The organism is Cyclobacterium qasimii M12-11B (genome assembly GCF_000427295.1).
Lineage (GTDB): Bacteria > Bacteroidota > Bacteroidia > Cytophagales > Cyclobacteriaceae > Cyclobacterium > Cyclobacterium qasimii.
Map to the genome: position 1 here is coordinate 48,468 of NZ_ATNM01000197.1, position 24,454 is coordinate 72,921.

At 38.9% G+C, this 24,454-nt stretch carries 19 protein-coding genes and 1 pseudogene; 5 read left to right on the forward strand and 15 right to left on the reverse strand.

Annotated elements, in window-relative coordinates; translation table 11 throughout:
* Positions 1 to 17: 17 nt before the first annotated feature.
* The 9 genes from ADICYQ_RS24220 to ADICYQ_RS24255 form a co-directional block, all read right to left on the reverse strand.
* The gene (locus ADICYQ_RS24220; protein ID WP_081652437.1) at positions 18 to 2,996 is read right to left on the reverse strand and encodes a SusC/RagA family TonB-linked outer membrane protein; all 2,979 of its coding nucleotides are present in this window, start codon (positions 2,994 to 2,996) and stop codon (positions 18 to 20) included.
* Positions 2,918 to 3,196 carry a carboxypeptidase-like regulatory domain-containing protein gene (locus tag ADICYQ_RS26405; RefSeq protein WP_020888361.1) on the reverse strand — a complete coding sequence of 93 codons (279 nt, stop codon included), beginning with the start codon at positions 3,194 to 3,196 and terminating at the stop codon, positions 2,918 to 2,920. Before ADICYQ_RS26405 ends, ADICYQ_RS24220 begins: the two co-directional genes overlap by 79 nt.
* A gap of 28 nt (positions 3,197 to 3,224) precedes the next feature.
* Positions 3,225 to 4,718 (reverse strand): L-fucose/L-arabinose isomerase family protein, encoded by a 1,494-nt coding sequence (locus ADICYQ_RS24225; protein ID WP_020888362.1) that lies wholly within the window; start codon positions 4,716 to 4,718, stop codon positions 3,225 to 3,227.
* A gap of 85 nt (positions 4,719 to 4,803) precedes the next feature.
* On the reverse strand, positions 4,804 to 6,033 hold the full coding sequence (locus tag ADICYQ_RS24230; protein ID WP_020888363.1) for an MFS transporter: 1,230 nt from the start codon (positions 6,031 to 6,033) through the stop codon (positions 4,804 to 4,806).
* Between the two features lie 272 nt (positions 6,034 to 6,305).
* Positions 6,306 to 7,076, reverse strand: coding sequence for a GntR family transcriptional regulator (locus ADICYQ_RS24235; RefSeq protein WP_020888364.1), 771 nt, complete (start codon positions 7,074 to 7,076; stop codon positions 6,306 to 6,308).
* 224 nt (positions 7,077 to 7,300) lie between these two features.
* Positions 7,301 to 9,067, reverse strand: coding sequence for a peptidase associated/transthyretin-like domain-containing protein (locus tag ADICYQ_RS24240; RefSeq protein WP_051160352.1), 1,767 nt, complete (start codon positions 9,065 to 9,067; stop codon positions 7,301 to 7,303).
* A gap of 34 nt (positions 9,068 to 9,101) precedes the next feature.
* Positions 9,102 to 10,079: a FecR domain-containing protein gene (locus tag ADICYQ_RS24245; RefSeq protein WP_020888366.1), complete on the reverse strand. Its 978-nt coding sequence runs from the start codon at positions 10,077 to 10,079 to the stop codon at positions 9,102 to 9,104.
* Between the two features lie 3 nt (positions 10,080 to 10,082).
* Positions 10,083 to 10,667 (reverse strand): RNA polymerase sigma-70 factor, encoded by a 585-nt coding sequence (locus ADICYQ_RS24250; RefSeq protein ID WP_146947899.1) that lies wholly within the window; start codon positions 10,665 to 10,667, stop codon positions 10,083 to 10,085.
* A 340-nt stretch (positions 10,668 to 11,007) separates the two neighbouring features.
* Positions 11,008 to 12,147: a hypothetical protein gene (locus tag ADICYQ_RS24255; RefSeq protein WP_020888368.1), complete on the reverse strand. Its 1,140-nt coding sequence runs from the start codon at positions 12,145 to 12,147 to the stop codon at positions 11,008 to 11,010.
* Between the two features lie 151 nt (positions 12,148 to 12,298).
* Here ADICYQ_RS24255 and ADICYQ_RS24260 point away from each other — a divergent pair, with 151 nt between their 5' ends.
* A complete protein-coding gene (locus ADICYQ_RS24260; protein ID WP_020888369.1) occupies positions 12,299 to 12,919 on the forward strand; it encodes an SRPBCC family protein in 621 nt (206 codons plus the stop codon).
* Between the two features lie 125 nt (positions 12,920 to 13,044).
* On the opposite strand, the gene pdhA is transcribed toward ADICYQ_RS24260, so the two are convergent.
* Positions 13,045 to 14,067: a pyruvate dehydrogenase (acetyl-transferring) E1 component subunit alpha gene (gene pdhA, locus ADICYQ_RS24265; RefSeq protein WP_020888370.1), complete on the reverse strand. Its 1,023-nt coding sequence runs from the start codon at positions 14,065 to 14,067 to the stop codon at positions 13,045 to 13,047.
* Between the two features lie 79 nt (positions 14,068 to 14,146).
* Between pdhA and recF the strand changes: the two genes are divergently transcribed.
* Positions 14,147 to 15,277 carry a DNA replication/repair protein RecF gene (recF, locus tag ADICYQ_RS24270; protein ID WP_020888371.1) on the forward strand — a complete coding sequence of 377 codons (1,131 nt, stop codon included), beginning with the start codon at positions 14,147 to 14,149 and terminating at the stop codon, positions 15,275 to 15,277.
* 2 nt (positions 15,278 to 15,279) lie between these two features.
* Here the strand turns inward: recF and ADICYQ_RS24275 are convergent, their stop codons facing one another.
* Both ADICYQ_RS24275 and ADICYQ_RS24280 read right to left on the reverse strand, forming a co-directional pair.
* A complete protein-coding gene (locus ADICYQ_RS24275; RefSeq protein ID WP_040418079.1) occupies positions 15,280 to 15,699 on the reverse strand; it encodes a DoxX family protein in 420 nt (139 codons plus the stop codon).
* 173 nt (positions 15,700 to 15,872) lie between these two features.
* Positions 15,873 to 16,772 (reverse strand): nucleotidyltransferase family protein, encoded by a 900-nt coding sequence (locus ADICYQ_RS24280; RefSeq protein WP_020888373.1) that lies wholly within the window; start codon positions 16,770 to 16,772, stop codon positions 15,873 to 15,875.
* A gap of 379 nt (positions 16,773 to 17,151) precedes the next feature.
* Between ADICYQ_RS24280 and ADICYQ_RS24285 the strand changes: the two genes are divergently transcribed.
* Positions 17,152 to 17,490, forward strand: a complete 339-nt coding sequence (locus ADICYQ_RS24285; RefSeq protein WP_020888374.1) for a P-II family nitrogen regulator — start codon at positions 17,152 to 17,154, stop codon at positions 17,488 to 17,490.
* A gap of 48 nt (positions 17,491 to 17,538) precedes the next feature.
* Positions 17,539 to 18,770, forward strand: a pseudogene (locus ADICYQ_RS24290) (ammonium transporter).
* Between the two features lie 497 nt (positions 18,771 to 19,267).
* On the opposite strand, the gene ADICYQ_RS24295 reads toward ADICYQ_RS24290, so the two are convergent.
* Positions 19,268 to 21,595, reverse strand: coding sequence for a M1 family metallopeptidase (locus tag ADICYQ_RS24295; protein WP_020888377.1), 2,328 nt, complete (start codon positions 21,593 to 21,595; stop codon positions 19,268 to 19,270).
* 114 nt (positions 21,596 to 21,709) lie between these two features.
* Positions 21,710 to 22,291 carry a HupE/UreJ family protein gene (locus ADICYQ_RS24300; RefSeq protein ID WP_020888378.1) on the reverse strand — a complete coding sequence of 194 codons (582 nt, stop codon included), beginning with the start codon at positions 22,289 to 22,291 and terminating at the stop codon, positions 21,710 to 21,712.
* Between the two features lie 90 nt (positions 22,292 to 22,381).
* On the opposite strand from ADICYQ_RS24300, the gene ADICYQ_RS24305 reads away from it, so the two are divergent.
* Positions 22,382 to 22,873 (forward strand): DUF6702 family protein, encoded by a 492-nt coding sequence (locus ADICYQ_RS24305; RefSeq protein WP_040418080.1) that lies wholly within the window; start codon positions 22,382 to 22,384, stop codon positions 22,871 to 22,873.
* Between the two features lie 142 nt (positions 22,874 to 23,015).
* Here ADICYQ_RS24305 and ADICYQ_RS24310 read toward each other — a convergent pair whose 3' ends face one another.
* Entirely contained in the window at positions 23,016 to 24,443 is a 1,428-nt protein-coding gene (locus ADICYQ_RS24310; RefSeq protein WP_020888380.1) for a RagB/SusD family nutrient uptake outer membrane protein, read from the reverse strand.
* Positions 24,444 to 24,454: the final 11 nt, after the last annotated feature.

Here is a 24,454-nt window from a genome sequence, read left to right on the forward strand (position 1 = left end):
GACTCAATAATTTTAAGTTATAAGGTTATTTTTAGTCCCAAAGTGTAAGTCCGTGGCAGTGGATAATTTAGATAATCAATACCTGCATTGACTACATCATCACCAGTACTACTGGATTCTGGATCATAACCGGGGTAATCAGTAAAAGTGTATACATTGGCAACACTTGCATAGACATTCATGCCTGTCAACCTAAACCTGGAAACAAGTTCTTCAGGCATATTGTACCCAAGCATCACATTCCTGATCCGGATAAAGGAAGCGTCAAACAAAAAGTGTGAGGAAGTACCAAATCCCAATGCATGATTACTTCTGATTGCCCGTGGTATAATTCCATCACCAGGATCTTCTTCCGAACGCCATCTATTATCTTGTAAGGCCAAACCATTTTGAACACCATTGGATCCCATTAAAGCACCACCTGATTCAAGGTAAGTTTGGGCACCTTCGGAACCAACGATGGCTATATTTAAATTAAAATTCTTCCATTCAAAATTATTGGTTATACCCCATACAAAATCTGGCCAAGGGTCGCCTACAATTTTCCTGTCATTTTGATTGATTACACCATCTTCATTTACATCTTCGAATTTTATATCTCCGGCTTCCGTTCTTGGGTGAAACAAGGCAGCACCTTCAAGCTCATCACTGTTCATGAAAATCCCCAGTTTATTAATCATGTAAAAACTGGAGACAGGATAACCCACCTGAGTAATTTGAAATGGGGAGTTTGAAATTCTCCCACCTTCAGTTGCCAGTTTAAGCACTTCGTTTCTATTTGCAGAAAAAGTCAGATTGCTATTCCATGTGAAATTGGTCTTTTGAATGTTCACCGTATTCAACCCTAACTCAAACCCCTTATTCTCGACATCTCCAATGTTCTGCACTGAACTGTAAAAACCTGAAGCAGCAGGCAGCTGAACAGCCAATAGCAAGTCAGTCTTCAGATCCCTGTACACATCTGCTGTAAGATTAATCCTGTCCTGAAATAGGCTCAAGTCTATCCCAAAATTGGTTTGTTTCGAGATTTCCCAGGTCAAATCGTCATTCGCAAGACTGCTTGGTACCAACCCTGGTATCAGCCCACTTTCATTGATATACCTTCTGGCAGACAATAATCCGATATGGGTATAATTTCCGATTTGATTGTTTCCAGAAATCCCGTAACTGGCCCTAATCTTAAGGTTACTTAGAAAATCAGCATTGCTTAAAAATTCTTCCTCAGAGATATTGTATCCCAGGGAGAATGAAGGAAAAGACCCCCACTTGAAGTTGCTTCCAAACCTGGAACTTCCATCTCGCCTAAGGGTAGCAGTGAAAAGGTACTTGCTGTCATAGGAATAGTTTACCCTTGCCATCACAGACAATAGTGACCATTCACTTAGGGTTTGCGTTCCAGCATTCACAATTCCTCCTGAAAGGTAGGTGACATAATTTGTAGGGAAATCAGAGGCTCCTGCAGATAAACGATCACCACTGTTTTTCTGAGCAGTAAAGCCTGCCACAGCATTTAAAAAATGCTTGTTGTCAAAGGACTTGTTAAATGTCAGTGTGTTTTCATTTAGCCAATTTAGGTTGTCCATTTTTGTAGCCCCTGCGGTTGCTGGATAGTTCAACGAAGTGTACTGAGGAACTGCTGTGGACCTCCAAAGGCGGATATTGCTTGAGGAATAATTGATCCCAGCAGATGATCTGAACATCAGGTTTTCGTTAATGTCTACTTCTATATAGTTGTTGGTGTAAACATTCATCACATTTCTCCTATCCACAGATCCTTCACTCACTGCCAACACATTGGCTAGAAACCCTAATCCATCTGTAACATCTGCCTGGTTGAAATAATAATTGCCCTCATTGTCATAAACTGGAATAGTTGGGGAAGCAGCTAACACATTGGAAAGCAATCCGCCCTGTCCATAATGAGACTCTGTGTTGGCAAACCTTCCATAGCCATAAGATCCATAAGTTGAAGTACCTATCCTTACCTTGTCGGTAATCTGAGCATCCACATTCACTCTCAAGTTAAATCTGTTATAATCTGAATTGATGACAACTCCCTCCTGTGAAAAATAGCCTCCGGAAATGAAAAAACTTGTTTTGTCTGTGCCCCCTCTAGAAGATAACTGGACATTCCTTACTGGGGCAGTTCTAAAAATAACATCCTGCCAATCCGTATCTGTAGTAAGAGATCCAGGATCTCTAAATTCCGGTCTAACCCTACTTGAAGCATTTCTTACCTCGTTAGGATCGTCAATGGATCCACCACTAAAAACCCAGGCATTGTCTCTACCATCTGCTACAAAATTTGCATATTGACTGGCATTCATCAAGTCAAGTTTATTGGCCACTTCCTGATATCCATAAGACATGTCAAGGCTAATCTGTGCCTTTTCATAATTCCCCCGTTTAGTGGTAATGATCACAACACCATTTGATCCTCTTGAACCGTAAATAGCAGTAGCGGAGGCATCTTTAAGAATCTCTATCGAAGCAATATCTGAAGGGTTAATAGAACTTAGTGGATTGATTCGGTTCGCAGTATTGGAAGCCATGTTTGCAGAGGAAAAGGAGTCTCCGCCATAACCACGCATATTTGAATTGGAACCTCCATCTACAGGAAATCCGTCAATCACATACAATGGTTGATTGCCTCCAGAAATAGAACTAACCCCCCTGACAAGAATATTTACATTCCCTCCTGGTGCACCAGTAGTTTGGTTGATCTGTACACCGGCGACTTTACCTTGAAGCATCTGGTCAAAACTCCCCGTAGATGGTTGCAAAAACTCATCACTCGTAATCCTTGAAATGGAACCACTAAGGTCTTTTCTCTTTTGGGTACCATAACCTACCACTACAACCTCATTGAGTTGTTCCATATCCATCTGAAGTTGGACATCTAATGCACTTCGGTTTCCTACCTGAAGCTCCGTCTTGGCAAAGCCAACATAAGAAAAACCAAAACAGCATTTCCATTGCTTAACGTAATTTCGTATGCTCCGTCAATGTCTGTTACCGTCCCGTTTGACGTGCCTTTTTCAAGGACTGCTACGCCCGGAATCGTGGCGCCATCTTCTGCAGACGACACCGTTCCTTTTACCACCAGGCGATTGCCCGATTGTGCCAATAGCTTGTAATGGCCCATGCTAAAGCAGAGTACCATCACAAAAACAAAACTTTTAATAAGTGTTTTCATGGTCGGTTATTTTGGGTTATTGATTAATTCAGACTACTATTACCGATTCTATATTTAGATAATTGGCAATTTTCTGGATGCTTTTGGCATGGTGCCCTATGCCCAAAGCAAAGTGATGGGTAGGTCCTTCTTTGATCCAATTGGTCAAAAAGGTGCGTACATCGGGTTTGAAAAAACCTCTTGTATTTGTATTTCCTGTAGGCGGTATTGGCCCTTCTACAGATTCTCCCTCTGCGATGACAAACTTGAATTTGCCTTCATAATTGGAGCTAATGCTCAACATGGTAATCGGCCCCTCCTTAATTTTGAATTCCACGCCAGCTCCAAACCCGGGTTTTCCATGGTACTTTTTTAAACTTCTAAGAACAGGTTTTCCCTGAGCGATGGAGAGATTGTGCGGACCATCATGGCCTACTAAAACAAAATTTTCTTTAAAATCTATTGGGTGAAATTCCGCGAAACTCCCACCAATACCGAATCGGTCCATGATAAACATGGCCATACAACATTTCAAGTCAGACTCGCCACACATGGGAAATCCAGAGCTTGTTAACAGTGAATTCCCAACAATAAGATTGGACATTACCATTTGGGTCTCACTATGGTCTTCCCCATTATAATAATAGGCCAGCCCATCAAGATTTTTATCCGTTACAAATTTCTTTAAGGCCACAGAAACGCCGGCGGCCACCTTTAAGTCTTCCTTCTTCAACTTCTCAGAGATAGGATCAGAAACGGGATCAGGGGTAATGAAGAAAGATAAAATACGCTTCTCTTCTTCAGTTACCTCAGCATCAGAAACCTTATCGGAGTAATTGCCTACAATTTCATTGGCTTCACATTGTACTATATGCACCCCAAAATGGGCAGTAAGCATGGTTGAATCAGTATGCATGTCGAGCATAGCTTCTATAGGATGACCTATATGTCCGATTCTTGCTGTTTTTAAGCCATGCAATACGTTGGCCATCCGACAATACTCGCCAATCATTCGTTCAGATTCAGGATCATCATGGAGGGTACCGATAATAACATCAGGCACTTTTTTCCCCATCCTTACAGCAACACCAGCAAATTCAGGTAATGAGCATACATCATCATTGTAGAGCTGCATATAAGTAGAAGCTTTACTGTAATCCATTGCTTTGTCTGGCTGCAAGGCTACCAGCACTATAGGCACATTGATATTTTTAATGATTGTTCCAAAAGTGCTTGAGGTAGCATAAGTGAGCATGTCACAAAATATCAAATCGAGATTCTCCGCTTGTAACTTTGGCACCAGGTCATAGGCAGACTGTGCATCATCCACCAAACCAAAATCAATTACTTGTGCATTGTTCTTTTCAATTTTCTCTATAAGCACTTTTTGCTTAGCCAATAAGGCATCCAATAGCCCATCAAATTGTGCCCAATATTTGAAATAGCCTACGCCAAAAACTCCAATTCTAGGCAAAGAGGACTCCCTTCTTTCAATTTTATATTTCCCCTCTACTGGGTTGCCACTTCCATTACTTTCCTTCATTTTTTTAAGTTTAAGATTAATATTTTCTCTTAACGCACTATGTTAAATTTGACAAAATGGTACAAGATCAATTGCCAATTGAATATTATTTACTGAATTCGATTGTTTTAATTTTTGGTATAAATACCATCAGAATGACAAATGCCAAAGGATACATGATACCGGAGACCAACCAAAGTGGACCATAAGAATAGTTTTGGGCAATCCACCCAATAAAAGGGTTAATGATCATCCCAGAAATAGCGCCTGCTGTTCCAGATAATCCTACCACTGATGAAGTAGCATATTTACCAAACACATCGGCTATAGCTGTAATGTAATTTGTGATCCAAAAACCATGGGCAAGCATCATCAAAGACATTAAAAGAATGGCTACTTCAACAGTGGAAACCGTAGAAATAAAAGGTGCCACAAGGGTTAGTGCTGCAGCAAAGCCCATCACCCATTTTCTAGCAGCATTGATGCTGAAATTCTTTGCTACCAGTTTATCTGAACACCAACCCCCTAAAATATTGGAAAGGCCTAATGCCAAGAAGGGTATCCAAAACAATTCCCCTATTCGCTCGAAGGATAAATCCCGCTCCTGATTTAGGTATTTAGGCACCCAAAACATCAAAAAGTAAAATACCGGATCCAAAAGAAACCTGATTAAAATAAATACCTGCACTGTCTTATTTTTTAGGAGTCGTTTTATAGAAATTTGTACCACAGGCTCATCAGTCGTGGCCATTACTTTGGTCTCTCTGGCATGTAGGCTATTTTTCCAGGATTGGCTAAACCAAACAATAACCCAAACAATACCAATTACTCCCGGAATGACAAAACTCCAGCGCCAGCCATATTCGCCAGCAATCAAAATGGTTAAAGGTGGTGCCGCTACGGCCCCAATTGCGGCGCCTCCAATCGCTATTCCATTTGCAAGTGCTCTCTGTTTTTCATCAAACCATTCATACACAGTCTTGGCTGCTCCGGGAAAACATGCGCCTTCACCCACGCCAAGTAAAAAACGGAATCCCAACAATTGGGAGAAACTGTTCATAACTCCGTGTAAAACACTGGCAAATGACCAAATCCCAACTGAAAATCCAAGTCCCTTTTTTCCACCGAATTTATCAATTAAGCGACCGCCTATGGTAAACATCAATGCATAACTAACCAGAAAACCGGTATTCACCCAGCCATACTGTACATCCGAAATAGAAAGTTCTTCTTGAATTTTGATTATGGTCATGGATAAGACCTGCCTGTCTAAAAAATTTAGGCCTGTAGCAATGAATACCATTGCTAGAATATACCATTTGATTTTTGGGTTCATTGCACTTAACGCTCTAAGTTAATAAAACAATGATATAACCTTAAAAATTAAAATGCAAGTTATTATAAATTTTTTACCCAAAAACTCACCCATCACCAGCCATTACAGAAGATAAAAGTTAAATTAAAAGAAATATCAAAATTTATCTTAACGCTCTAAGCAAACACTTTTGGGAAAAAATAGGGAGACAAAGAGTTTTTCTGCAAGAATAAATACCAAAGGATAAAAAAAATGAAAGACGATCACCTTTGACAAGTGTCTAGTATTGGGCTTCAATTCCCATTGTACTCAGGATGGGCAATAATAGCAAATTTGTACTTATCCCCTCTATAGAGAGATTTCTCTAATTCAAGCACCGCATCTTTCCTACTCAGTACTACGCTGTCCAGTACAAATACGGGCAAAGCACTTTTAAATTCAAAATTATTTGTTGGGTCATCCGGTGGAAGAATAATTGCGCTTAAATTTTGTTTGATATCGGAGATCTTCAGCTGGTATTTTTCTTCATACACCTTGAAATAGGATAGGTCTGTGGAAAGCATATTGATCTTGGGACAAAGCTTTAAGGAGATGTATTTGGTCTCATCTTTTAACAGCATATCGTTTGCATACCTTAGCTGGTGCACTTTTAATACCGGGCCTTCTATAATGTAATTTTTACCACTAATTTCTGCAGACACGCCATGCTCAAGCACTATTTTTTCCAGCACTATGGTTTTGGGTTTAAAACCTTCAACCTTCAAACCTTCATCAAAACCTCTTCTTGTGGCATCTATAGAACCTAAGGTCCTTACCAAGTGATGGTCTTCTGTTTTATTAAGCACAAAGGTGCCTTTGCCTTTTATCCTCTGGGCATAGCCACGTGACTCGATCTCTTGCAGGCTCTTTCTAGCTGTTGTATTACTAACTTGAAAGTTATGAATCAATTCATTTTCAGAGGGCACCTTTTCTCCAGGCAATAATTCTCCTGATATTATTTTACCAATGATTTGCTCACTTATGGCAATGAATTTGGGCGTTTTGCTCTGGTTCCGATTTTTCATAAAAGAATAAAATTCTCGTCGATTTATGCGTCGACCACTTAATTAAGGAGTTAAAACCAATGGGGATTCATTTAAATAAAATGATTTTAGCCCTTAAAAGTAAGGGAAAAAGCACCAAAACCCAGTCCATCTCCTCTGGAATATAAAAATAGAACAGTTAATAGACAATAATATCACTTTCTTGTTAAGGCAAGATTACTGCGAAACCCATTGCTATATCTGAATTAAAATAGGTACTGTACCCCAGCGTAAAATCCTGCATGCAAGGTATACTTACCATTACTTGTGGTTCTATCTGCTAGCACATATCCGGAACTAGGGTAAGTCCAGTTTTTATCAAAAACGGTAAATCCTAAAGATGGGCCTGCAACAAGATTAAAATGATTACCTAACTTATACCCAGGGATTAATCTAAAAAAACTTGTATTGTTTGACAAGTTGGAAAAGTCAGTTGTTTGCCTGTTTACAAATTCAAAATCCATCGATATTTTCTCCTTATTAAAAACATGTAACCCTAGCCCAAAATCAAATCCATACATTGTTTTTCCATACTGTTCCATCATTCCTGTTCCAATTAAGCCAAATAACTTTCTTCCCCCAGATCGAAAAGTAATTTGCCCTAACCCAGTCTCATCAATACCCACCGACAAACTTTTTTGCCCATCTTCTATGAGATTTATCAGCCCAATAGGGTAATCACTGGACTTGGCAATATTAATTAGTCCTGAAAATTGAGCACCTGTAACATTCTCTGCCTTGTTTACCAGACCGGCGATCTGAAAACTCACTTCCCCTAGTGAATAATTATTCAATCCTGCTATTTGAAATGCTCCAGTACTGGTATTTGCATGGTTAGACAAACCTGCTATTTGTAAAACATTGGCCTGTGCCGTTTTATTAAGCAGACCTCCAATTTGAATATCTGCCGAGCCATCTGTGTAATTGTAAATCCCTGCAACATGTCCACCGTTTACATCACCCTTCACATGATTGTATATGCCCCCGACTTGAAAACCACTCACATTACCATACACAAAATTATGTATTCCGGAAGCTTGAAAACCATCCACATCCCCACCTGTAATATTAAGAATCCCGGCGACCTGAAAGGCCTTAACATCTTTCTGATTAATATTAAAAATACCAGCAACTTCCAATCCTTCTACCCCGGCCGTGTAGCCTCCTAGAATATTCAAAGAGAAATTATTAATCATTTGACTGTTAAAAATACCCTGAGAACTCAAGCCTGGAGTAAGAGATACTTGCATCGGGCTTTCCACAAAAAAACCTCCAAAATTAAGCCGCTGTACACGTTGCCTAAACCCAATTAAAAGACGTCCCAAAGCACTGTTTTCAATTGCTTCAGCTACCCCGTTTTCTGGATAAAACCTTAATTTATTCGGTTTCTCCCTCAGCCCTACATCAACCGTTGGCAGGATAACAAAGGAAGTGTCCCGATAAGCTTCCTTACTTATGGCCAGCCAAATAAGATCACTAGATTGCTTCTTGAATTTCAATTCAAAATCTCCGTTTTCATCCGACAAGGAAGAAACCAAAGTGTTCTTTTCGTAAATGCTGGCAAAGGGAACTGGTTCGCCATTGTGAAAATCCTTTACTTTTCCTTTAAGAATTGAGGACCTATTTCCCTTGTCAAAATCAATGTCCAGTTTCCCCGGCGCATATTTAATGATTACATATTTGTCATGCTCCTTGAATTCATAGTCTTCTCCTAATAAGACCCGAAGAAAACCCGCTACTTGCCCTTCATAGGAAGGAACCGTAACCGGTTTGTTCAGATTGATCAGGCTGCTCTGGTAGGAAAAATAAAAGCCTTGTTCCTTCGATAGCTCGTCCATAATATCCCCTAGTGCGATTTGATTAGACGCCACATAATTCATTTCGTGCAAAAGAAAGTCCTGTGCACTAACAATTTTAGGAGAAGTCAGGCAAATGATAAACAACAGAAAAAAACCACGGAATTTAAAAATCATAACGATAAGAAACAGACCCTTCGAAGGTAAAGAATTATTCTATAATTATATTATCACCCTTCTGAGAAACAGTTACCCCAAGCGTTTGACTGATAATTTCAAGATTGTCTCTCAATGATCCATAAGGGAGCGTGGTGGTAATAGACATCTCCTTTGCCTGCGAAGACAGCACCTCAACCTCACTATTATAAGCAGCATTCAAGGCCTCCACAAGTGTTGTAAGTTTCAGGTTCTTTGCTACAAACTCCTTGCTTACATAATATTTAAACAATTGATCGGTGGAGGCACTTTTTTCAATGGTGCCATTGTCATTGTTAATCATAGCCTTTTCATTTTTTTGCAGCAAAACTTCATCTCTAACTGTTTTCACTTGCACAACACCTTCATCCACAATCACAATTGTTCTTTCTTTGGTTTTTTTAACATTGAAAGAAGTACCTAAAACCCTTACTTCCAATTCACCTACAGCTATTACAAATGGCTTTTTAGGATTCTTCTCTACTTGGAAATAAGCTTCTCCCTGCTCCAACTTAACGAGGCGATTACCCCCTAACCATTTCTGGCTATAGGATAATTTAGCATTTTTATTAAGTGTAAGTACACTACCATCTATTAGCACTTCTTTTATAGCTTCCTGATCTGCCACTAAAGCCACATTGGAGTAAAGGGCCTTTCCAGAATGGGGAAGGAAGGACAAGACTATTGCCGTAATCGCACCAAGAAGCACAAAGGCCGCTGCTACTCTTCCCCATCCAGAAGCTAAAAACCGTTGCCCCCCCTTTGGTTGTACCTTTTTTTGATTTTCCTCACGAAGCAATTGAAAGCGCTCCCATGCTGAATTTTCATTTATATCATCCGCCTGAACCAAGTCTTTTGACTTTACCCAAACCCACCTAAGCTGTTGAAAATGTTTCTTATGTTCAGGGTTTGCATCCATCCAGATTTCTACTGCTGTAACCTCATCTGGACTGGCTTCCTCAAGCAGGTATTTTATAAGTAAGCTATCTTCCATCACTTAAAATTTATCTGCCAATAGAATTAAAATAACTGGCAGAAATTCTGCCAATTCCACTCTTAAGGTTTTCAGGGCTTTCCCCATGTGACCTTCCACAGTTTTTATAGAAATACCCAATCTATCTGCAATTTCATGGTACTTAAGCTCTTCGAACCTACTAAGCTGAAACACCTTCCTACATTTTTCAGGCAATACCTGCAATGCCTGGTTCAACTTATTTTGAATTTCCTTCTCCTCTCCAGGGTTGTCGACCACAGTTCCTATAGACCTATCTCCTGCAAATTCATGTTGTTTCCTTTCCCTGTGTTTCATCTTAACTTTTTCGTGCTTGAGATAGTTTAGTGAGTCGTAATACACTGCCTTGTAGAGGTAGGATTTAATAGAAGTGGTGATATCAACGGCCTCCCTCCTTTCCCATAGTTTAAGAAAAACGGTCTGCACCACCTCTTCGGCCACAACTTCATCCTTAACCAACACACGTGAATAAGCATACAGAGATTTAAAGTGGCTTTTAAAAACCTCCTCAAACACGCGCTCATCCACTAACAGTGGTAAGTCCTTATTAACATTCGTAATTTCTGTCACCAATCCTGATCATTAAATTTACCTTCATTCAATAATATGACACCTTACTATTACTATACCCTTGGTCTCTGGGGAAATAATTCATAAAGCTTGAAATTATACCTTACACTACCATGTTTTATTGATCCAAGCGAGGGTAATTTAAATCATAAAACCTGACTAGACAACATTAAACTCTTTTCAAAGACCACTTAATCCCCATTCGAATTGCGGGTATAGTAATGTCGGATTGCCGATATGGATCGGTATTTTATTTAGTCCCTGCATATTGTCAAAGCCTGTGCAATTCCCGATTAATTTTCTAGAAAACAGTCTAATAAGCAAGGTACAAAGAAGGAAATCAATCAATTCTGATGTTCAACCCAGCAGTAACTCCTAAATTAATCGCTTTATAGACACCTCTTCTGTCACGGTTCCATAATTGCAAACCTGACAAATCATCCCCATTCGAATATTTGGTATGGGTATAATTTAAGCTGGGACCTGCAAAAATTTGTAGGTTTCGAGACAGTAATAAAACTGGCAACACCTTGATTCCTGACCTGGAATATTCTCCCCCTTTTTTGAAATTGGTGGCAAATATGTTGGTACCCTCCACATCCAGACGAAAACTATTGCCTTCAAAAACCTTCAAACCTAATCCAGCCTCTAAAGCGTAAGGCAGGTCACCGTATTGTAGATTGGACCCTATACCTACAATTCCATACAACCTTCTCCCTCCGGATTTAAGGCTTAACATGGTTGTAAGGTTTTCATCTGAAGACAGCCCAATCCTTATTTCTCCATCTTCTATAAGATTTATAATTCCTATTGGATAGTCACTGCTTTCTGCAATATTTACGATACCAGACACCTGCACCCCTTTAACTTTTTTGGCTCTATTTACAATCCCTGCGATCTGAATGCCATTTACATTCTCAGCTTCATTGAATATGCCAGCAATTTGAATTCCTTCTATTTCCTTGGTAAGATTGGCTATTCCTGCTATTTGAGCCCCCTTATTTGAGGCTGAGAGATTAACTATGCCCGCATTTTGAAAGCCCTCCACATTCCTTGCCTTATTCAATATTCCTGCAATTTGCACAGGGGCATCTTTCTCTAAAAAATTAGCAATTCCGGCTATTTGCACGCCTTTATCGGCATCCTGAGCCTGGTTCATAAGCCCTGCAAGCTGAACCCCTGTCAAATCACCTCTCAGTTTTGAATACAAACCTGCAACTTGCAAACCAGTAGCATCGCCCTGAACCATCCCCGCTAGACCATATATTGACAATCCATTTTCCCCAGCAGAAAGACCTGCAAGCGCGTGGATACTAAAGTTATTGGAAAACTTAGCCGCATCCAATCCATTGGTACTGATAGGATAAATAAATCCCAGATGGGCAGGTCGCTCCTTTTGTGCACAGACCTTAGAAAAGGAACTGCCTAACAATAAAAACAATAGGGTACCAGTTTTAAATTTAGTGTAATTAATTTTCATGATTTTCAATTATTTATCGTTTCATAGGTAGGACAACCCTAATTTGTTTTACCCCTATTTTAAAATGCTATTATTTTCAAACAGGGGTATACCACTTTCTAGTTGTCTTATAACTACAGGCGACATTTGCTAAAACAAACCAACAGCGCTCATGAAATTTATCTTATTTAGTATCCCAATATATATTTTAAGCACCTTTTCCGCAGCCCCAATCTTACCTCACTCTCCTGAATTTGAATTAATTAAAGAAGGGAATGGGATTCACTTCTTTGAGCGATGGATCACCATGGAGGATGGCACGAAAAGCAGAGAAGTAAAATTTTTAATTGAAATCCAGGCTCCTTCTAAAAATGTTTTAGAGGTATTAACAAAAGAAAAATTTGGAGCAAAATGGAATGAAAACAGCCTAGATTATAAAATCAAAGCAAGCGGTAAACAGTCCTGGATCAGCTATATAAAATACAGCTTTCCTTTTCCCTTATCAGATAGAGAATGCTACTTATACAATCAGCTCGTAGAAAATAAGGATGGTAAAACCATATTTTTCAAATCGTCTGAATCCAGAATATTCTCTAACGAAGAGAACATAGTTCAAATGGAAGGCTTAAAAGGAAGGTGGGTGATAACGGAGGGAAACGAACATACACTTTTGAGGTACCACATTATATCCGTCCCAGAAGAAGGATTGCCGAGGTGGATTGTAGACCCGATCATCAGAAAAAATCTCTGGGCAACTATGGAAAACCTAAAAAGAACTATCGAAGAAATCTAGGTTTCACCGACTTTCCACCGAGGATTCCCTGGCGTTATGCTTAAGTGACCAATACGCTACAGTCAAAAAAAAGCCCTTCAGGACAAATCCTGAAGGGCTTTTCAATTAAATAATATTGAGAATAATTATTCCCTAACAAAAGGAAAATCATCTTCCATATAAACATCTTTGAAGGCATCTTCTCCTTCAGGCCAAGGTGATTCTTCAGCAAATTTAACTGCATCAGCTACTTGCTTTTTCACTTTGGCTTCAATTTCTTTTATTTCGTCTTCAGTAAGGATTTGATTGTCAACAATCGTAGCCCTAACCTGTTCGATAGGATCCCTTTGTTTGTATTCCTCTACCTCTTCCTTGGTTCGGTATTTTTGAGGATCAGACATTGAGTGTCCTTTGTATCTGTATGTTCTGAACTCCAATAAAGTCGGTCCATCTCCTTTTCTTGCCCTTTCAGCTGCTTCTTTCACCGCCTCATGTACTTCTTCCACATTCATCGCATCCACAGGGAAGGAAGGGATGTCGTAAGATTCACCTAATTTGTAAAGTTCATCCACATTAGAAGAACGTTTTACAGAGGTACCCATGGCATAGCCATTGTTCTCTATTACAAAAATAACAGGTGTTTTGTAAAGCATGGCCAAATTGAGGGATTCATGAAAAGCCCCTTGCCTTACAGCACCATCCCCCATAAAGCAAATGGACAGGTTTTTTGTACCCTTGTATTTTTCAGCAAAACCAAGCCCTAATCCCATTGGAATTTGAGCCCCTACAATAGCATGGCCTCCGGCAAAGTTTTTTGATTTATCGAAAATGTGCATGGAACCACCTTTACCTTTGGTAGTGCCTGTGGCTTTACCATAAAGTTCGGCCATAATAGCACCAGGATCTGTACCTAAGCCTAATGGCTGGGCGTGACACCTGTATGCTGTTATCCATTTATCCTCTTTTTCAAGAGCAGAAATGGCTCCAGCTGCGCATGCTTCCTGGCCAATATAAAGGTGACAGAATCCCCTTATCTTTTGTTGTCCATAAAGCTGCCCTGCTTTTTCTTCAAAACGCCTCATAAGCAACATTCCCTCAAACCAATTGTGGTAGGTTTCTTTGGAATATTTTACTTTAGATTTACTTGTACTAGAACTCTTCTTTGCCATACCGTATTCTATAAAATATGCTAACTTTGGCCTCAAATATAATGAAATCAAAGCAATTTTGTGACCTTTTATAAAAATAGTGAAAAACATCCTGCGATTAAGCCATGTACCTAAAAACTTAAAATTAATTCAATTTAAAAACTTCCAAAATTTGGATTTGGTTTTTGATCAAGGAGTTAATTGTTTCTTTGGTGAAAATGGCGCGGGGAAAACCAATCTATTGGATGCCATTCATTATTTGTGTTTAACCAAAAGTGCATTTATACCCGGTGACAGTAACCATATAATGCATGAAAAAGATTTTTTTACGATTAAGGGAGAGTTTGACCTGCTTGACAAAGAGCTTGGGGTCAATTGCTTCTTTGAAAGTGGTAAAAAGAAGCGCCTTGAAGTCAGTGGAAAGCCTTACACCAAACTTAGTGATCATATCGGGCTTCTCCCCCTGGTAATTATTGCTCCAGATGACACTGAAATTATCAATGGTGGAAGTGAGGAAAGAAGAAAGTTTTTTGACAGCATGATCTGTCAGGCGGACCAAAACTACTTGCAAAAGCTGATTCGATACCAAAAGTATTTAAAACAAAGGAATGCATTATTAAAGAGATTCGCTGAAGAAAAAAGACTGGACAGGTTACAGTTGGCTCCTTACGACGAAGAATTGATTCAACTGTCCAATGAAATAAACCAAATCCGTCATCAATTTTTAAATGATTTTTTAATTCATTTTAAAAAGCATTATGAAGCCATATCTGGCGCTAAAGAAGAAGTAGGCATACATTATAAAAGTCAGGTAGACAAAGAGCATTTCAATTTGGACTTTGTCAACAATGTAAAAAGAGATGTACTACTCAAAAGAACAGGTTTTGGCATTCATAAAGACGACTTTATATTCACATTTGATGATCAAGAGATAAAAAAATTTGGCTCACAGGGCCAAAAGAAATCCTTTTTAATAAGTCTTAAGCTTGCCCAGTTTTATATTTTCAAGGAAATAAAAGGCACCAAGCCACTACTTTTGCTGGATGATATTTTTGACAAGCTTGATGATCATCGGATCCACCACTTAATGACGGCGGTAGCCAATAAAGAATTTGGACAGCTATTTATTTCAGATGCGAGGCCTGAAAGGTCTAGAGAAATCCTTAGCCAAATCACTTCGGATTACAGCTCTTTTACAATTTCAAACAATACTGTCAGTGAAATAGAATAAGATTAATAGCGGCTTCTTCTTTTTAATATTTTCCCATCCAAAGAGATTTTCCCGGGTCCAAGAAGCAAAAGAACAATAAACACAAGGAGGTAAATCATTGGCAATTCTTGTTTTTCAAACCCACCTCCAGACTGAACAATAAATGTAATTACCGCCATATTTATAATCATTGGAATGAGTATAATCCTGCTCATAAACCCTAGGATTAGAAAGATGGCACAAAAAAATTCAGCAAATATTACCAGTTGCAACGATACCGCAGGCCCTAAGCCAATCGGGTCGGCAAAACTACTTAGCCTTTCACTAAAATGGGTTACTTTCGACCAACCGTGCGACACTAACATGAGGGATGTACCTACCCTTAATAAGAGCAGGCCAAAATCCAAAGAAAATGGAGCGTGTGAAAAGACAATCTTTTTCATAGGTTAGTGGTCAACTTTTGTGTTCTATAAAAGCAAGAAACCTCAAGTTAAATAAAAATAAAAGCAAAAATAGCTGACAAGCACTTTTATCCTTGTCAGCTATTATCTATAAAGCTCTTTTGACCACTATGATCAGGGACATTGCACCCCTTTTCTTAAGGCTTTAAAACTAATTACCAGAGTTTGGCCGGATATTTCCCTTCTGAGTGTAAGCTTTTTAGTTCTTTCATTACATGTTCTTTATCCTGAGAATAAGTAACGCCAAACCAAATTTTACCCCCTTCAAGTATTTGAATCTTTCCTTTTCCTTCCTGTATTATTGCATTGGCAACTTTAGGAATATAAAATTCAGATTTTAGATTTTCTTTATTTTCTTCTAAAAAGGAAAGCCATAAACGCTCTGTTTCTTCAAAGATTGAATGATGAAATCCCCAGCAATTCATAGAGACTGGATTGTCTGGCGAAATCTCTAATTTTTCACCGTCGGCTTCGTGGGAAATACCAGTCTCTTTTTTCGAGATGGCAGTTCGCTCAATCATGCCAGTGAGAAAACCCTCTGGTGAAACATCACAAACGCCTCTACTTACGGTGCCGTAATCAGACAATACGTTTTTGACAGCATATCCCACCATACAATGAAGGTCAGGTTTTACGTCATGAGTTAAAAAATTACCAAGTGCTTGAAAAGCCTCTTCTCCATAAAAATCATCCGCATTAATGACAGCAAAAGGTTCTTTGATCACATCCTTTGCACAAAGCATGGCGTGAGCTGTTCCATAAGGTTTTTTCCTATCTGGATCCTGAAATGCTTCTGGTACACGATTGGTCAAAGTCTGAACGACAAATTCAAGTGGAATGAGGTTTCCAAATTTCGGTATAAAAATCTCTTTACTTTCTTCAAGTATTTCCTGCCTTACAATAAAAACCACTTTCCCAAACCCAGAACGAATGGCATCATAAATGGAATACTCTAGAATTGTCTCAGCATTTGGTCCAAAGCCATCAATTTGCTTGTCTCCACCATACCTGCTGCCCATTCCTGCAGCCAAAATTAAAAGTGTTGGTTTATTCATTGTCTTTAAAATAGTTAATTGGCAATACTTTGCTAAAATACAAACACTAAAGCAAAGTTAATTTTTTTAAGAACGTCATCAGAGAAATTCCTCTATTAATTTGATTTGGCTTTCACTTCCTAACCCCAATAACCAAGTTATTTTTCAATCACCTAAATATTTATTTTGCATAAAAAACCGCAATTTTAGGTGAAATACCGTCCAATAGATTCATTTTTAGTGTTAAAAGTGGTCGAATTGGATGAAATTACCCCCATTTTCTCGTATTTACTCATTTATTTTTAAAATTAGTTGTTATATAAGTTCCTGATTATTATTTTTGTAACAGATAATTTTTTTATTCTATAATTATCAAAAAAATATTAATCCTGTTATAAAAATGAAAAAAATTGAAGCTTTAATTAGAACTTCGAAATTTGACGAAATTCACAAATGTCTTTCGGCATTAGGGGTTAAATTTCTAACCTTTTATGAAGTAAAAGGAATGGGACTACAGCATGCAAAAATGCAGCACTACCGTGGAGTAGCCTATGAACCAACTTTTATACCCAGAACAAAACTGGAAATAGTCGTTCAGGACGATTTAGAAGACAAAGTAGTTGCTTGTATCCTCAATGAGGGAAGAACAGGTGACGTAGGTGACGGAAAAATATTTGTCTATGATGTAGAGAAAGCTTTCCGAATTAGAAATGATGAAACTGGAGAAAACGCATTGTAATCCCTGTTCAGCTAACATCACTATCAATTTATTAAAAACACAAATTAAATGACTCAGGAATTATTTACCATTAACAACCTTTGGATTTTGGTGGCAACCATTTTGGTTTTCATCATGCATCTGGGTTTTGCGGCACTGGAAGCTGGGCTTACAAGAGCCAAAAACACGATTAATATACTATTTAAAAACACCATCATCCCAGCTATAGGCTTATTGACTTATGCTTTTGTAGGTTTCAACCTAATGTATCCTGGCGAAATTTTTGCCGGAGGTGTTTTGGTTTTGGAGGCCTAGGGTTAAGCCTACCCGAAGGTTGGAATACTTCAGCTTACAGTGAGGGTTATACTTTTTACACGGATTTCATTTTTCAAGCTATGTTTGCTGCCACTGCTGCAACAATTGTATCAGGAGCTGTAGCTGAAAGAATCAAGCTAGGCCCATTCATCTTCTTCTCTATACTATATGTTGGCGTTTGCTACCCTATCGTAGGTATGTGGAAATGGGGTGGAGGTTTCTTAGACACCTTATCCGTTCCTTTTTATGATTTTGCAGGTTCTACTATTGTCCATTCAGTTGGAGGATGGGGTGCTGTAATAGGCGCTTACCTACTAGGATCTAGAATTGGAAAATACAAAGATGGAAAAACCAACGCGATACCAGGTCACAATATACCTTTGGCAGTTTTCGGAGTATTCTTGTTATGGTTTGGATGGTTCGGTTTTAATGGTGGATCAGTGTTGTCTGCAGACCCTGGAACAGTATCTTTAGTATTTGTAACTACCGCTCTTGCAGGTGCTGCTGGTGCTTTCGGAGCTTTACTTGCCTCCTACCTAAAATTCAAAGCCTATGACATCACAATGGTATTGAATGGGATATTGGCAGGACTTGTTAGTATTACTGCTGGCGCCGATTTAATGTCTCCAACTGATGCCGTAATAATAGGCTTTATAGGTGGTATCCTGGTAGTATTCGGAGTGGTTTTATTTGACAAAATTAAAATTGATGATCCAGTTGGTGCCATTTCAGTACACCTTATCTGTGGTATATGGGGTACCCTTGCAGTAGGTATATTCGGTGACCTTGCCGGTATGTCTCAAATAATATCTCAATTGACCGGTATTGTAGCCATTGGCGCATTCTGTGTCGCGTTTAGCTTTATCATCTTCTACGTATTGAAGAAAACAGTTGGAATTAGGGTAGATGAACAAGAAGAGACAGAAGGTCTTGACATCAATGAGCACGGAATGAGAGCTTATCCTGACTTTGAAACAAAAGAATAACATTACAGACTACAGCTATATAAAAAGTGAAAAACAGGCAGGTTCTATCTGCCTGTTTTTTTTGTGCCCATTTTTATAAAATCCTTCAACAAGGATTTGACAACATTGTCAAGAGATAGAGTCTCTACAAGCAATCCCTCTCTGAAGGGCTACCACATATGAATCCCCTCAATGATTGGATCGTACCCACCTTTGGGCCTGGAGAATTGGAAGCAACAAGACAGCCCTCAATTCCCCATTGATTACTCCAAGTGCTCAAAGCCTTGTTTAGAATAATGGAATTAGACTTAAGGACAACCCTTGGTTACTTTTAATAATAACGGAATCTCAATCATCATAATAAGCCCTATCCTCTCTTTATGCTACGCTCTCCAAAGGCAACAGAATTGCCTTGAGACCAAGATAATAAGGTGCTGAAGACAAGAAAACTCAAGCTTGAAAATTCAATAAGGGGCAACAACGCCCATTTGAAGGATTGATGAAACCATATTGGATCATTATTTTCTTTCTCTTTTCATTGGACTAGGGCCTGATGAAGTTCCTCTTGATGGTGCATTCTGTTTAAACAGCTCAAATTTTGACGGCATAAACTGTCTTGGCCAATAGTTATTAGATTCGTCTATATCTGCAGTTTCACGATAAGGATCAACAACAATTTGTACCACTTCTTTTTGTTTGGCAAAAACCTTGCTGACTTCATATTCATCATGTCTCCATATTTGAGCGGGAATGGTTTCCACTTCACTTGTGCCATCTGCGTATTGAAATTCAATAATAATGGGCATTACCAGACCTCCTAAATTCTCAAATGAAATCTCATAAAAGTTAAGCCCACTTTCCAGCATTTCTCTTTCCTCTTTCCTCAATTGACTTACAAAAGCCTTGTACTCCTTTTCCTCTTCAGGCCAAACCTTAAAGCGCTCAAAACTATTATAAAAATCACCCACATCAGGATCTCTTTCTAAAACAGTTTGAGCAATGTCTTCTTTATTCCTTGTCCTCGACACATAAGTCTCTTCATGGTCATAGGCTTTTTTAGCATCCGCTTTAACCTCGTTTGGTTTCCTGCTATCAATCTTATACCAGCGTACATCTCTAATAGAAATATCTACTGGCTCAGTACCAAAAAACCATCCTCTCCAATACCAATCCAAATCTACTGCGGATGCATCTTCCATGGTCCTAAAGAAATCATCTGGTGTTGGATGTTTGAACATCCACCTTTCAGCATATTTTTTAAACGCAAAATCAAAGAGCTCCCTTCCCATCACTGTTTCCCTTAAAATATTCAGCGCAGTGGCAGGTTTTGCATATGCATTTGGCCCAAATTGAATGATGTTTTCAGAATTAGTCATTATAGGCTCCAATAGACTTTTCTCTCCTTTCATATAAGGTGCAATCTTATGTGCCGGCCCTCTACGTGAAGGATAATCCCTTTGCCACTCCTGTTCGGCCAAAAATTGCAAGAAGGTATTAAGCCCTTCATCCATCCAAGTCCATTGTCTTTCGTCGGAGTTGACAATCATAGGGAAAAAATTGTGCCCTACTTCATGAATAATCACGGAAATCATACCATACTTGATGGCTTCAGTATAAGTTCCGTCCTTATCCGGTCTTCCATAGTTAAAGCATATCATAGGGTATTCCATTCCATTAGAAGCCTCCACCGAAATCGCTTTAGGATAGGGATAATCAAATGTTCTGGAAGAGTAAGACTTCAAAGTATGCGCTACCACTTTGGTAGAATATTGCCCCCAAAGTGGATTGGCTTCCTTGGCATAATAAGACATTGCCATTACTTCCTTGCCATTTTCTAAACGAACAGCCATAGCATCCCAGATAAATTTTCTGGAGGACGTCCAAGCAAAATCCCTTACATTTTCCGCATGGAATACCCAGGTTTTCTTTTCAGAAGACCTATGCTTTTCCAGCTTTTCTGCCTCAGACTGAGTACGAATTACTACTGGCTCATCAAAAGAAGTTTTGGCTTCGTCCCAACGGCTCATTTCCTTTTGGCTAAAAACTTCTCCTGGATTTTGCAATACTCCAGTAGACCCTACCATATGATCTGCAGGAACGGTGATTGAGACTTTATAATCCCCAAAAACCAAAGCAAATTCTCCTCTTCCTACAAATTGTTTGTTCTGCCAGCCTTCAAAATCAGAGTAAACAGCCATTCTTGGAAACCATTCAGAAATGGTATAAATATAATTCCCGTCCTCTTCAAAATATTCATATCCTGGTCTGGTAGCCAAGAAACTTGTTCTATCATGGCTATTGAAACTCCAATCGATATTAAACTCAAACTTTTCTCCAGGCAATAATGGACTGGCAAGGTCTAATCTCATCATGGTTAAGTTGACCGTTGCAGGTATGGCTACTCCATTGGCATCTGTGACGGAATAAATCTTTAACCCAAGGTCCATGTCATGCCAAATAATGTCTTCTAATTCTCCAAGATTCATTTTTGGATGAATCTTACTACTAGCAATCTTGGGGGTTTCAGAGTCTTTGTCTCGTTGATTTTGATCTAACTGCAGCCATAAGTAATCCAAAGGGTCCGGAGACTCATTGTAATAGGTTACTTTTTCTTTCCCACTTATGGACTGGTTATCGTCGTTTAATTCAACTACGATTTCATAATCTGCCCTTTGCTGCCAGTATTCGTGCCCTGGCGCTCCTGAAGCTGTGCGGTACACGTTGGGAGAACGAAGTGTGGTACCAAGTTGCTCAAACCTGTTACCGTGTCTTTGTGTGTCGATTTGGGCATGGGCTCCAAATCTTATGATTGTAAAAAGCAGGAAAAAGAAAACAATATGCTTCATGGTAAGTGAAATTTTACGAATTAAAGACAGGCAATAGGCCTGAACAGATAATGTATGAATATAAAGAAATTACCTCAAATTCACTTTATGCAAAAGGGTTTATTGTATCAGATATTACCAGTATACACTGTCCAATAAAATCATTATAGACATGCCTAGTATAATAGATGAAATAACCAACACCCATTCTTTTCTATTAATTCTAAATATCCCTGTAATCAAGGTCGAGGCCAATAAAAACAACACTACAATCACTACCTGACCAACTTCAAGTCCTACATTAAAGGCAAGGAGCGGGGTGAAAATCGATTGCTCTTGGCCCAAAAGGGCTCTCAAGTAATTAGAAAATCCAAGCCCATGAATCAACCCAAAACAAAGCGCAAACAAATAATTGAGCTGCATACCTTTACCAGAGGAGCTTTTTGGCTTGATAATATTGGCTAAAGCAGTAATACCAATGGTTACAGGAATCAAAAATTCCACCAAATCTGTATTGACTGATATCACCTTAAAAGTAGCTAATGCCAATGTCAGTGAATGACCTATGGTAAAAGCAGTAACTAAAACCAGGATCCTGCCCCAGTCTTTAATCATGTACACAACTGCCAAGGCTAAAACAAAAAGAATATGATCAAAACCTTTAATATCCAGAATATGCTGAATACCAAGATTAAAATACAACTGAAATTGGTTCATAGAATAAGCTGATTAATTTACTTTAGGTTTTAAAATTTTGTTGTAATATTAACGCATAATTCGCAGATATTACAAAAACAACTCCTTTAAATGCTTGTCATTAGACTTTTCTTAGTTCTCTTTTCTTTTGGAATGGAAACCCACCCTTTTTTTATAAGCCTGACAGACATGGTCTACAACGAAAATCGGCAGCAAATAGAAATCGCCCAAAAGATTTTCTGGAATGACATGGAAACTTCATTGACTATTGCCTCTGGCAAGCAGGTGAATTTTCTAAAACCTGAGGATCCTAAGCTTTTGGAAAGCCTTATTAAAGAATACATACTAGAGAACAATAAGCTGGAAGTCGACGGCAAGAAATTAAAACTAACCTACCTGGGTTATGAAATCGAAGAGGACGCCGCATGGTTTTACATGGAATCAGAAAAGATCCCTGAACCTTTTGAAGTTACCATTTACAATACGATTCTTTTAGATGACTTCCCTACACAGCAAAACATTGTCAATTTTTACAAAAACAGGAAACCCAAAAGCTTAATTACAAGGAAAGATAAAATTAGCGGCACGCTTGAGCTAGATTAAAATTATTGAAGGCAACAAACCAAATGGCTATATCTATATAGACCAAAGAAAGAAGCCACTCCCAGTAATTGAGAGTGGCTTCTTATCTGTCATCCAATTTATCCCGAAATACACAATGCTCATTCCATTGTATAAGCCATGTTTATTCGAACCCTGGATTTTGAACCAGTCCAGTATTGATATCTAATTCTCTTTGTGGAATCGGCAATATTGTTCTATCCTCTCCTGGCTTAGACGCATCAAAGTAAGTATCACTTTCAGGCCTAAGTGGTAGGTTATTTCTTAGAAGGTCCATTCTTCTGTGTCCTTCAAAAGCCAATTCTTTTCTTCTTTCTTCTAGAATTTGAGCGATAAAAGCTTCTTTACTAGCAAAATTTCCAGCACTTAAGCCTTCTAGGCCGGCTCTATCTCTCAAATCATTAATCAATGCCAATGATTCATCGTTGACACCATTGAGTTGAGCCAATGCTTCTGCCCTATTTAGCACAATTTCAGTAGTCCTTATTATAGGTGAATTGTCAGAATGAGTAACTACATCAGGAAACTTTGTTGTATACAATAATGAAACGCCTTCACCATTTACATTTTCCTTTGAAAGCGCTGTGATTCGCATATCATTTGTAGCATAGGCTTCTATAAGCGCATTAGAAAAAGGTGCATCACCCCTACCACCATCTTCAGCAGAATTGTAATAGGAACCCCAACCACCTGAGCCAGTTCTACCATTGTCAATTTCTGAATTCTGAATAGAAAACACATATTCACTATTGTTTTCTCCCCAGAAACTATAATTACCCGCTAATCCATAAATTGCTTCCGCATCTAAAACTGCCTTGGCTTTATCGGCCGCCAACTGCCATTCCCCTCTATAGAGGTGTATCCTGGAAAGCAATGCATTGGCAGCACCTTTGGTAGCCCTGCCTCTAGTAAATGCAGAAGTAGCATAAGTATCTGGCAAATCCGCCACAATAGCATTAAGTTCATTGATTATGAATTCATGAACTTCACCAACAGTGTTCCTTGGAAAATCAACGATCTCTCCAGAGAAAGCATCTGTAACGATGGGAATACCAAGCGCATCTTCACCTGCTACATTTACTGGCTGACCAAAAAGGTTAACCAATTGAAACATTAACAGAGAACGCATAAATTTTGCCTCTGCTACATATTGATTTCTCTCTTCAGTTGTAAGCGCTTCATCGGGAGAATCAGGAGTGAAAGCTACCACTGCATTGGCAGCTAAAATGGCACGGTAATGCGCTCTCCACAAATCCCTAACCGTTACATTATCTGCTTGAGTGGTATAAATACCAATCTCCTGAAGTGTAGGAAAAGAACCGATAAATCTCACATTATCAGCCTGAAAATCGGCAATAACCTGAGGCAAAGAACCAAAAACCTCCCACTCTTGTGTCAAAGAATAGACACCAAGTAGAGAACCCTCTACTGACTGCTTGTCCGCAAAAGCAAGTTCTGTCGAAAGGGATTGTTGAGGATCAATGTCTAAATCCTCACAAGAAAATAAACTTCCCAACAGACCTATAAATAATATTGTTTTTAAATTTTTCATTGTAAAGCTTT

Coding starts and splice junctions, on each gene's coding strand:
- ADICYQ_RS24245 (WP_020888366.1), bottom strand. CDS start 10,079: ATGGAAGATAGCTTACTTATAAAATACCTGCTTGAGGAAGCCAGTCCA.
- ADICYQ_RS26405 (WP_020888361.1), bottom strand. CDS start 3,196: ATGAAAACACTTATTAAAAGTTTTGTTTTTGTGATGGTACTCTGCTTT.
- ADICYQ_RS24305 (WP_040418080.1), top strand. CDS start 22,382: ATGCTTGTCATTAGACTTTTCTTAGTTCTCTTTTCTTTTGGAATGGAA.
- ADICYQ_RS24310 (WP_020888380.1), bottom strand. CDS start 24,443: ATGAAAAATTTAAAAACAATATTATTTATAGGTCTGTTGGGAAGTTTA.
- ADICYQ_RS24275 (WP_040418079.1), bottom strand. CDS start 15,699: ATGAAAAAGATTGTCTTTTCACACGCTCCATTTTCTTTGGATTTTGGC.
- ADICYQ_RS24300 (WP_020888378.1), bottom strand. CDS start 22,291: ATGAACCAATTTCAGTTGTATTTTAATCTTGGTATTCAGCATATTCTG.
- ADICYQ_RS24295 (WP_020888377.1), bottom strand. CDS start 21,595: ATGAAGCATATTGTTTTCTTTTTCCTGCTTTTTACAATCATAAGATTT.
- ADICYQ_RS24255 (WP_020888368.1), bottom strand. CDS start 12,147: ATGAAAATTAATTACACTAAATTTAAAACTGGTACCCTATTGTTTTTA.
- ADICYQ_RS24230 (WP_020888363.1), bottom strand. CDS start 6,033: ATGAACCCAAAAATCAAATGGTATATTCTAGCAATGGTATTCATTGCT.
- ADICYQ_RS24260 (WP_020888369.1), top strand. CDS start 12,299: ATGAAATTTATCTTATTTAGTATCCCAATATATATTTTAAGCACCTTT.
- ADICYQ_RS24285 (WP_020888374.1), top strand. CDS start 17,152: ATGAAAAAAATTGAAGCTTTAATTAGAACTTCGAAATTTGACGAAATT.
- ADICYQ_RS24225 (WP_020888362.1), bottom strand. CDS start 4,718: ATGAAGGAAAGTAATGGAAGTGGCAACCCAGTAGAGGGGAAATATAAA.
- ADICYQ_RS24280 (WP_020888373.1), bottom strand. CDS start 16,772: ATGAATAAACCAACACTTTTAATTTTGGCTGCAGGAATGGGCAGCAGG.
- pdhA (WP_020888370.1), bottom strand. CDS start 14,067: ATGGCAAAGAAGAGTTCTAGTACAAGTAAATCTAAAGTAAAATATTCC.
- ADICYQ_RS24240 (WP_051160352.1), bottom strand. CDS start 9,067: ATGATTTTTAAATTCCGTGGTTTTTTTCTGTTGTTTATCATTTGCCTG.
- ADICYQ_RS24235 (WP_020888364.1), bottom strand. CDS start 7,076: ATGAAAAATCGGAACCAGAGCAAAACGCCCAAATTCATTGCCATAAGT.